The sequence below is a fragment of the Kocuria sp. NPDC057446 genome, from assembly GCF_042802875.1.
Taxonomy (GTDB): Bacteria; Actinomycetota; Actinomycetes; order Actinomycetales; family Micrococcaceae; genus Kocuria.
On the sequence record NZ_JBHVDI010000149.1, the window covers coordinates 1 to 9,699 of the forward strand.

Annotated in this window: 6 protein-coding genes; 1 reads left to right on the plus strand and 5 read right to left on the minus strand. The window is 73.0% G+C overall.

Going from position 1 to position 9,699, the window contains the following annotated elements; genetic code table 11:
- Window positions 1–60: 60 nt before the first annotated feature.
- The 5 genes from ndk to ACFU0Y_RS14925 form a co-directional block, all read right to left on the minus strand.
- Entirely contained in the window at window positions 61–477 is a 417-nt protein-coding gene (ndk, locus tag ACFU0Y_RS14905; RefSeq protein ID WP_380215308.1) for a nucleoside-diphosphate kinase, read from the minus strand.
- 43 nt (window positions 478–520) lie between these two features.
- Window positions 521–955, minus strand: a complete 435-nt coding sequence (locus tag ACFU0Y_RS14910) for a DUF4233 domain-containing protein (RefSeq protein ID WP_380215309.1) — start codon at window positions 953–955, stop codon at window positions 521–523.
- 64 nt (window positions 956–1,019) lie between these two features.
- Window positions 1,020–2,393 carry a bifunctional folylpolyglutamate synthase/dihydrofolate synthase gene (locus tag ACFU0Y_RS14915; RefSeq protein WP_380215310.1) on the minus strand — a complete coding sequence of 458 codons (1,374 nt, stop codon included), beginning with the start codon at window positions 2,391–2,393 and terminating at the stop codon, window positions 1,020–1,022.
- Window positions 2,390–5,761, minus strand: coding sequence for an isoleucine--tRNA ligase (gene ileS / locus ACFU0Y_RS14920; RefSeq protein ID WP_380215311.1), 3,372 nt, complete (start codon window positions 5,759–5,761; stop codon window positions 2,390–2,392). The genes ACFU0Y_RS14915 and ileS overlap by 4 nt, the downstream gene beginning before the upstream one ends.
- Window positions 5,762–6,116: 355 nt before the next feature.
- Window positions 6,117–6,896, minus strand: coding sequence for an SDR family oxidoreductase (locus tag ACFU0Y_RS14925; RefSeq protein WP_380215312.1), 780 nt, complete (start codon window positions 6,894–6,896; stop codon window positions 6,117–6,119).
- 116 nt (window positions 6,897–7,012) lie between these two features.
- Here ACFU0Y_RS14925 and valS point away from each other — a divergent pair, with 116 nt between their 5' ends.
- A complete protein-coding gene (gene valS, locus ACFU0Y_RS14930) occupies window positions 7,013–9,673 on the plus strand; it encodes a valine--tRNA ligase (RefSeq protein ID WP_380215313.1) in 2,661 nt (886 codons plus the stop codon).
- Window positions 9,674–9,699: the final 26 nt, after the last annotated feature.

Consider the following 9,699-nt stretch of genomic DNA (forward strand, 5'->3'; position numbering starts at 1 on the left):
CGCCCGTGCTGGGCGGAGGCCGTCGTCGTCGGCGCGGTCAGCGCTCGGCGGGGTCCGGGCTCAGGCGAACCAGATGCCGATCTCGCGCTCGGCGGACTCCGGGGAGTCGGAGCCGTGCACGATGTTCTGCTGGACCTTCTCGCCCCAGTCCCGGCCGAGATCGCCGCGGATCGTGCCCGGTGCGGCGGTGGTCGGCTCGGTGGCCCCGGCCAGGGAGCGGAACCCCTCGATCACCCGGTGGCCCTCCACGACGGCGGCCACGACCGGGCCGCTGAGCATGAACTCCACGAGCGGCTCGTAGAACGGCTTCCCCTGGTGCTCCGCGTAGTGCTGCTCCAGCAGGGAGCGCTCCGGGTGCAGCAGGCGCAGCTCGGCGAGCCGGTAGCCCTTCGCCTCGATCCGGGCGAGCACCGCGCCGGTGAGGCCGCGGGCCACGCCGTCGGGCTTGACGAGGACGAGGGTGCGTTCCGTGGTCATGGGGGTCCTTCCGAGGTGCGGGTCCAGGATGTCGGTGCCCAGCCTAGCCGTCAGGGTGCTCCCGCTCCCACTGCGCCTGGGCGGCGTCGCGGGCGACGTTCTCGCGGTCCAGCCGCGCCCCGGTGCGCACGGCGTACCACCAGGCGAGAACGCAGAGCCCGCCCACGAAGAACATCGTCGGGAGCACGAGGCCCGTGGCCAGGAGCAGGACCTGCAGCACCCATCCGGCGGCGTACCCCCAGGGGCGGCCCAGCACGGCCGGTGCCAGCACCAGGAGCAGGGCGAGCGCGGCCCCGCCGGCCAGGATCGCCGTCCGGGCCCCGTCCCCGAGCTCCCGGCCGAGGACCCCGTAGGCGGTGAGGGCGGCGAAGAAGGCGACGAACGCCTCCATGACGAGCACGGAGGAGGCGAACATCGTGCGGATCGAGCGCCGCCGCCGCGGCTGCCCGCGCCGGTCGTCACGATGGGCTCTGGTCATGCGTGCCACGTGGGACGGGTCCTCTCGTGCGGGGGGTGCGGTCGGTGCGGGGTGCGGGGCACGGTCACAGCCCCAGCAGCGTGCGGGCCTCGCCGACCACGGTGATCGAGCCCGTGACCAGCACGGCGCCGTCGAACTCCGGGCGGGCCGCGGCGTCCTGGACGGCCTCGGTCATCGCGTCGTCGAGCTGGGGGACGGCGTGGACCACGTCCTCCGGGAAGCCGAGGTCCACGGCGAGCTCGAGGAGCTCCTGCGGGTCGAACGCCCGCGGCGAGGAGGAGCGGGTGAACCAGAACTCGGTGTGGAACTCCTCGTACTCGTCCAGCAGGACCCGCAGCATGGCCTCGGCGTCCTTCTCGCGGAGCACGCCCACCACGAGGTTGAGCTTCCCGAAGGTGAAGGCCTCCTTGAGGGCGGCCGCCGCGGCGGTGAGCCCGTGCGGGTTGTGCGCGGCGTCGAGGACCACCGGGGGCGCCTTGCGCGCCAGCTCCAGGCGTCCCGGGGACTCGACGGCGCCCAGTCCGGTGCGGACCAGCTCCGTGCTGAGCTCCTTGCCGCCGCCCCCGAGGAAGGCCTCGACCGCGGCGACGGCCAGGGCGGCGTTCTCCGCCTGGTGGACGCCGAACAGCGGCAGCAGGACCTCGGGGTACCGTCCCGCCAGGCCCTGCAGGGTGAGCACCTGGCCGCCCACGGCCGTGGCACGGGACTCCACGCCGAACTCGACGCCGGCGAAGCGGAACGGGACGCCGAGCTCCCGGGCGCGGGCGAGGAGGACCTCGGCGGCCTCGGGGTCCTGGGCGGCGGAGACGAGGAACCCGCCCGGCTTGAGGATCCCGGACTTCTCCGCGGCGATCTCCCCGAGCGTGTCGCCGAGCATGTCGGTGTGGTCCAGGTCGACGGGCGTGACCACGGAGACGACCGCGTCCGCCACGTTGGTGGCGTCCCAGGTCCCGCCGATGCCCACCTCCAGGACGACGACGTCGACCGGCGCGTCGGCGAACACGGCGAACGCGAGCGCCGTGACGGTCTCGAAGTAGCTGAGCCGGGGCTCGCCCCGCCCGGCCAGCTCGGCGTCCACGAAGCCGAGGTACGGCACGATCTCGCCGTACACGCGCACGAAGGTCTCGTCGTCGACGGGCGCGCCGTCGACGCTGATCCGCTCGGTGACCCGGGAGAGGTGGGGGCTCGTGTAGCGGCCCACCCGCAGGTCGTGGGCGAGCAGCAGGGACTCCACCATCCGTGCCGTCGAGGTCTTGCCGTTGGTGCCGGTCAGGTGGATCACCGGGGCGGCGCGCTGCGGCTCGCCGAGGACCTCCATGGCCCGCCGCACCGCGTCCAGGCGCGGGGCCATCCGGTTCTCGGGAGCGCGCTCGAGCAGCCGGGCGTAGACCTCCTCGACGGTCGCCGCGCCGGCGCTCTCCGCGAACGGGGCGCTCACGCCTGCACCGTCCCGGTGCCGGCAGAGGTTCCGGCGGGGGTGCCGGCGGAGACGCGGTCCGGGGCGCCCACGACGGACACGGCCACGGCGGGCTCGCCCACGCGCAGCTCGAGCTCCGTGGAGAGCGTCTCGCCGGCCACGAGCCCGCGGTTGGCCTCGAGGGCGGCGACCGTCCGCTCGTCCGCGGTGACCACGGTGCGGATCCGGTCGGAGACCTGGAGGGCGGCGTCCTTGCGGGCCTGCTGGATGGCCCGGACCATGTCCCGGGCCGTGCCCTCGGCCTCGAGCTCGGGGGTGAGCCCGGTGTCGAGGACGAGGAACCCGCCGCCCGGCAGGACGGTCACGGCGCGGGAGCCGGTCCCGGCGTCCTGGGCCACGACGGTCTCGAGCTCGTACTCGCCCTCCTGCAGCGCCGTGCCGCCGGCGCTGACGGTGCCGTCCTGCGCGGTGGACCAGTCCCCCGCCTTGGCGGCCCTGATGACGGTCTGCACGCCCTTGCCCAGGCGGGGTCCCGCGGCACGGGCGTTGACCTTGAGCTGCTGGGAGATGCCGAACTGCTCCGCGGAGGCCTCGTCGGCGTCGAGCAGGGTCACGGACTTCAGGTTCAGCTCGTCCGCGACGATGCGCTCGAAGGTGCCCGCGAGCTCCTTGCCGCCGGTCACCACCACGGTCATCCCGGCCAGCGGCTGGCGCACGCGCAGCTGGTGGGCCTTGCGCAGGGCGGAGCCGTTGGAGCAGATCGTGCGGGTCGTCTCCATCCGGGCCACGAGCTCGGTCTCGGCGGGGAACAGCGAGGCGTCCGGCCAGTCGGTCAGGTGCACGGAGCGCCCGGCGGTCAGTCCGCGCCAGATCTCCTCGGTGACCAGCGGCAGCAGCGGGGCGGCCACCCGGCAGACCGTCTCCAGGCACGTGTACAGCACGTCGAAGGCGACGGTGTCCTCGTCGAAGAACCGGTCCCGGGACCGGCGCACGTACCAGTTGGTCAGCGTGTCCATGTAGGAGCGCAGGTGCTCCGCGGCGCCCGAGACGTCGTAGCGGTCGAAGGCGTCCTGCACGTCCCGCACGAGCCCGCCGGTGGCGGCGAGGACGAAGCGGTCCATCACGTTCCCGGACTCGTGCCGGGTCCGCGCCCGGTATCCGGCGCCGCCGTCGGCGGCGTTCGTGTAGAGGCCGAAGAAGTGGTACACGTTCCACAGCGGCAGCATCATCTGGCGCACGCCGTCGCGGATGCCCTGCTCGGTGACGACCAGGTTCCCGCCGCGCAGGATGGGACTGGACATCAGGAACCAGCGCATCGCGTCGGCGCCGTCCCGGTCCAGGACCTCGTTGACGTCCGGGTAGTTGCGCAGGGACTTCGACATCTTCTGCCCGTCGGAGCCCAGCACGATGCCGTGGCTGATGACGTTGCGGAACGCGGGCCGGTCGAACAGCGCGGTCGCCAGGATGTGCAGCGTGTAGAACCAGCCGCGGGTCTGGCCGATGTACTCCACGATGAAGTCGCCCGGGTTGTGGGTCTCGAACCACTCCCGGTTCTCCATCGGGTAGTGCACCTGGGCGTAGGGCATCGATCCGGAGTCGAACCAGACGTCGAGCACCTCGGGCACGCGGCGCATCGTGGCGCGGCCGGTCGGGTCGTCGGGGTTCGGCCGGGTCAGCTCGTCGATCCAGGGCCGGTGCAGGTCCACCTCGCCCCGGTCGTTGACGGGCAGCCGGCCGAAGTCGGCCTCGAGCTCCGCGAGGGAGCCGTAGACGTCGCGGCGCGGGTGCTCGGGGTCGTCCGACTCCCACACCGGGATGGGCGTGCCCCAGTACCGGTTGCGGGAGATCGACCAGTCGCGGGCGTTCTCCAGCCACTTGCCGAACTGGCCGTCCTTGACGTTCTCCGGGATCCAGGTGATCTGCTGGTTGAGCTCGACCATCCGTTCCTTGATCCGGGTGACCTCCACGAACCAGGAGGACACGGCCCGGTAGATCAGCGGGTTCCGGCAGCGCCAGCAGTGCGGGTACGGGTGCTCGTAGCTGGCCTCGCGAACCAGCCGGCCCCGGGTCCGGAGGTCCCGGACCACCGTGCGGGCCACGTCCTTGTCGAAGACGTTGCGACCGGCGATCCCGGCCAGGGGCGCCCCCGGGGCCAGCCGCTCGTCCTCGAAGAGCCGGTAGAACACCCCGGACTCGTCGAGGGACAGCACCACGGGGATGTCGTAGCGGGCGCAGACGTTCTGGTCGTCCTCGCCGTAGGCGGGCGCCTGGTGCACCAGGCCGGTGCCGTCGGTCGTGGTGACGTAGTCGGCCACCACGAACTGCCAGGAGCTGCCCGTGCCGAAGCGCTCGGCGTCGGCGAAGTAGTCCCACAGCCGCTCGTAGCGCAGCCCCTCGAGGTCCGCCCCGCGGTGCCGGGCGGTGACGGCGGCGGCCGCGGCGGCGGCGGGGTCCTCGGCCCCGCCCCAGCCGAGGTCCTTGGCGTAGGAGCCCAGCAGCTCCTCCGCCACCAGGAAGCGCCGGCCCTCGAGCTCGCCGGCGCCCGGCACCACGGCGTAGACGATCTCGGGGCCCACGGCGATCGCCTGGTTGGTGGGCAGCGTCCAGGGCGTGGTGGTCCATGCGAGGGCCTCCACCCCCGCGAGCTCGGCGGCGAGCTCGGGCCGGACCGCCCACGAGCCGTCGTCGAGCACGGGGAACGTGACGGTCACCGTGTGGTCCTGACGGTCCTGGTAGACGTCGTCGTCCATCCGCAGCTCGTGGTTGGACAGCGGGGTCTCGTCCTTCCAGCAGTAGGGCAGCACACGGTAGCCGGAGTAGACGAGGCCCTTGTCGTCGAGGGCCTTGAACGCCGAGATGACGGACTCCATGTAGTCCGGGTTCAGGGTCTTGTAGTCGTTGTCGAAGTCCACCCAGCGGGCCTGGCGGGTGACGTAGTCCTGCCACTCGGAGGCGTACTTCATCACGGAGGACCGGCAGGCGTCGTTGAACGCCGCGACGCCCATCCGCTCGATCTCCTGCTTGTCCGCCATCCCGAGCTGCTTCATCGCCTCGAGCTCGGCGGGCAGTCCGTGGGTGTCCCAGCCGAAGCGGCGCTCCACCCGGCGGCCCTGCTGGGTCTGGTAGCGGGCCACGAGGTCCTTGACGTAGCCCGTGAGGAGGTGGCCGTAGTGCGGCAGGCCGTTGGCGAAGGGGGGCCCGTCGTAGAAGACGAACTCGTTGGCGCCGTCCCGGCCGGGGTCGCGCTGGTCCACGCTGGCCTGGAAGGTGCGGTCCTGCGCCCAGTAGGCGAGGACTCGCTCCTCGACGGCCGGGAACGCGGGCGCCGCCGGGACGCCGCGGGGCTCGGGGTCGGTGGTCGCCTGGGGGTAGACGGGCTGGTCTGACACGGGATCCATCCTCGATCTGACGTCGGTGCTGCTCGTGCGGGTCAGGGTGCAAGGACGCTGCCGGCCGGTCGCCCGGGGCGGAACGCGGTACCACCTCGCTTGCGTCCCGGTCCCCCGGAGGGAACGCGGGCCGCCGCTCGTGACTGCTGTGACGGGCTTACCCGTTCGGTTCTACTGGGGCGCTCCCCGTGGCGGGGCGGGCCTGTTCTTCCGAAGGCTCCCCGGTGATGGCCGGATCGACGCCGTGATGACTGCTGCCATCTTAACCCACCCGGGAGCGCGCCGGGGCGGCGGCCGCCGGCGACCCCTCGGGTCCGGTGGCCGGCGCCCCGGCGGGAGGAGCCGGGCGGACGCGCTACCGGTCGCGGATCAGCTTGTGCGGCGCCGCCTGGGCGACCGGCTTGATCGTCACGGTGTCGAGGTCCACGTGGTGGGGCAGGTTCACCGCGAAGGCGCACACCTGGGCCACGTCCTCGGCGGTCAGGGGCTTGTCCACGCCGGCGTAGACCTGCTCCGCGGCCTCCTGGTCCCCGCCGAGGCGGTTGAGCGAGAACTCCGGGGTGTGCACGAGGCCGGGGGCGATCTCGACGACGCGCACGTTGTGCTCCGCCTCCTCGAGCCGCAGCGCCTCCGTCATGGCCCGCTGGGCGTACTTCGCGGCGTTGTAGCCCCCGCCGCCCTCGTAGGCCCGGTGGGCGGCGAGGGAGGTGAGGTTCAGGACGGTGCCCTCGCCGTTGGCGCGCAGCGCGGGCAGGAAGGCGCGGGTCAGGCGCATCGTGCCGAGGACGTTCACCTGGTACATCCACTCCCAGTCCTCGGTGCTGGCGTCGGCCACGCGGTCCGTGCCGCGGGCGCCGCCGGAGATGTTGAGCAGGGCGTCCACGCGGCCCTGCTCCTCCAGCACCTGGTCCCGGAGGGCCTCGACGTCCGCGTCCGAGGTGATGTCGCACGGCGCGGGCACGGCCCCGGTCTCCCGGGCCAGGGCCTCGAGCCGTTCGGCACGGCGGGCCACCGCGTAGACGGTCCAGCCGCTCCGGCGCAGCGCGCGGGCGGTGGCCTCCCCGATGCCGGTCGACGCGCCGGTGACGACGGCGACCCTGCCGGTGTGGGTGTTCGGGCTCTGCTGATCGGTCATGGCCCCACGCTAGCGGGGCGCCGGGCACCGCCCAAGCACCCGGGCACCGCCCAAGCACCCGGGCACCGGTCCGCGGCGTCGGGGCGTGCGCCGGGGTCCGTGAGAGACTGGTCGGCATGGCTGACAACACGCAGGGCACAGACACGCCCGGAACCGCACCGGAGACCTCGCCCGCCGCCACCCCCGTGACCGTGCCGGACAAGCCGGCGCTGGAGGGGCTGGAGCAGAAGTACGCGCGGAAGTGGCGCGAGGAGGGCACCTTCGCGTTCGACGAGGACACGACCCGCGAGCAGGTCTACTCGATCGACACTCCCCCGCCGACCGCCTCCGGGTCCCTGCACGTCGGGCACATGTTCTCCTACACCCAGACGGACGTGATCGCCCGCTTCCAGCGGATGAGCGGCAAGAACGTGTTCTATCCGCTGGGCTGGGACGACAACGGCCTGCCCACCGAGCGCCGGGTGCAGAACTACTACGGCGTGCGCTGCGACCCCACCCGCCCCTACGTCGAGGGCTACCGCCCGCCGGAGAAGCCGGCGAAGAACCAGCGCGACTGGGACGTGGTCTCCCGCCGGAACTTCATCGAGCTGTGCGAGGAGCTGGCGGTCGAGGACGAGAAGGTCTTCGAGCACCTGTTCTCCACCCTGGGCCTGTCCGTGGACTGGACCCGCACCTACCGCACCATCGACGACCGCTCCCGGGCGGTCTCCCAGCGGGCCTTCCTCCAGGACCTCGCCGCCGGCAACGCCTACATGGCCGAGGCCCCCACCCTGTGGGACGTGACCTTCCGCACCGCCGTGGCCCAGGCCGAGCTCGAGGACCGGGAGCGCGAGGGCACCTACCACCGCGTGGCCTTCCACCGTCCCGGCGGCGAGCCGGTGCACATCGAGACCACCCGCCCCGAGCTGCTGCCCGCGTGCGTGGCCCTCGTGGCGCACCCGGACGACGAGCGCTACCAGCCGCTGTTCGGCACCACGGTGCGCTCCCCGCTGTTCGACGTGGAGGTCGAGGTCCGGGCGCACCCGCTGGCCAAGCCGGACAAGGGCTCCGGGATCGCGATGATCTGCACCTTCGGCGACCTCACGGACGTCACCTGGTGGCGGGAGCTGGACCTGCCGACGCGGGCCCTGATCGGCCGCGACGGACGCTTCACCAGCGAGACCCCCGACTGGATCGCCCCGGGGGCCCCGGCGGAGCGCTACGCCGAGGTGGCCGGCAAGACCGTGTTCTCGGCCCAGCAGGCGGTCGTGGAGATGCTCCGGGAGTCCGGGGACCTGGCGGGCGAGCCCCGGAAGGTCATGCACCCGGTGAACTTCTACGAGAAGGGCGACAAGCCCCTCGAGGTCGTGACCTCCCGCCAGTGGTACATCCGCAACGGCGGCCGCGACGCCGACCGGCGCGAGGCGCTGCTCGGGCGCGGCCGCGAGATGGACTGGCACCCCGCCTTCATGCGCTCCCGGTACGAGAACTGGATCGAGGGTCTGCACGGCGACTGGCTGATCTCCCGCCAGCGCTTCTTCGGCGTGCCCTTCCCCGTCTGGTACCGGCTCGACGGCGACGGCAGCCCGGACTACGACGACCCCGTCCTGCCCGCCCTCGACCAGCTGCCCGTGGACCCGGCGGCCGAGCCCGCGCCCGGCTTCGACGAGTCCCAGCGGGACCGGCCGCACGGCTTCACCGGCGACCCGGACGTGCTCGACACCTGGGCCACGTCCTCGCTGACGCCCCAGATCGCCACCGGCTGGGCGGTCGACGAGCGGCTGCACGCCAACACCTTCCCGATGGACCTGCGGCCCCAGGGCCACGACATCATCCGCACGTGGCTGTTCTCCACGGTGGTGCGCTCCGAGTCGCTGGCCGGCTCGGTGCCGTGGACCAACACCGCGCTCTCCGGGTGGATCCTCGACCCGGACCGCAAGAAGATGTCCAAGTCGAAGGGCAACGTGGTGGTGCCCACCGAGGTGCTCGAGAACTACGGGGCCGACGCGGTGCGCTACTGGGCCGCGTCCGCCCGCCTGGGCGCGGACACCGCCTACGACGAGGGGCAGATGAAGATCGGCCGCCGGCTGGCCATCAAGCTGCTCAACGCCTCGAAGTTCGTCCTGGCGCAGGGCGTCACCGAGGCCTCGGTGCTCGGCGCCGGGGCGTCCGCCGACGTCGTGACCGACGCCGTCGACCGCGCGCTGCTGGCCCAGCTGGCCACGGTGGTGGAGCGGGCCGGCCAGGCGTTCCGGGACTACGAGTACGCCCGGGCCCTGCAGCTCACCGAGCAGTTCTTCTGGACCTTCACCGACGACTACGTCGAGCTCGTGAAGGACCGCGCCTACGGGGCCCGCGGGGAGGCGGCGCAGGCGTCCGTGCACGCCGCGCTCGCCACGACCCTCGACGCGCTGCTGCGCCTGTTCGCCCCGGTGCTGCCCTTCGCCACGGACGAGGTCTGGTCCTGGTGGCGCTCCGGCTCCGTGCACCGGGCGGCGTGGCCTGGCGTCGACGGCTTCGCGGACGCCGTGACCGACGCCGACCCGGAGGTGCTCACGACCGTGGGCGAGGCCCTCTCCGGGCTGCGCAAGGCCAAGTCGGAGGCCAAGGTCAAGCAGCGCACCGAGGTGCGCACGGCGACCATCACGGCCGCCGCCGCGGACGTCGCCCGTCTCGAGGCCGGGCTGGGCGACCTCAGGGCCGCGGGCAACGCCGCCGAGCTCGTGCTCGTCGCCGGTCCCGAGGGCATGACCGTGCGCGACGTCGAGCTGGTCCCCGCCGAGGAGCCGGCCCGGTAGCACCCGCCCGGCGGACAGCACGAGGG

Coding starts and splice junctions, on each gene's coding strand:
- ndk (WP_380215308.1), bottom strand. CDS start 477: ATGACCACGGAACGCACCCTCGTCCTCGTCAAGCCCGACGGCGTGGCC.
- ACFU0Y_RS14910 (WP_380215309.1), bottom strand. CDS start 955: ATGACCAGAGCCCATCGTGACGACCGGCGCGGGCAGCCGCGGCGGCGG.
- ACFU0Y_RS14925 (WP_380215312.1), bottom strand. CDS start 6,896: ATGACCGATCAGCAGAGCCCGAACACCCACACCGGCAGGGTCGCCGTC.
- valS (WP_380215313.1), top strand. CDS start 7,013: ATGGCTGACAACACGCAGGGCACAGACACGCCCGGAACCGCACCGGAG.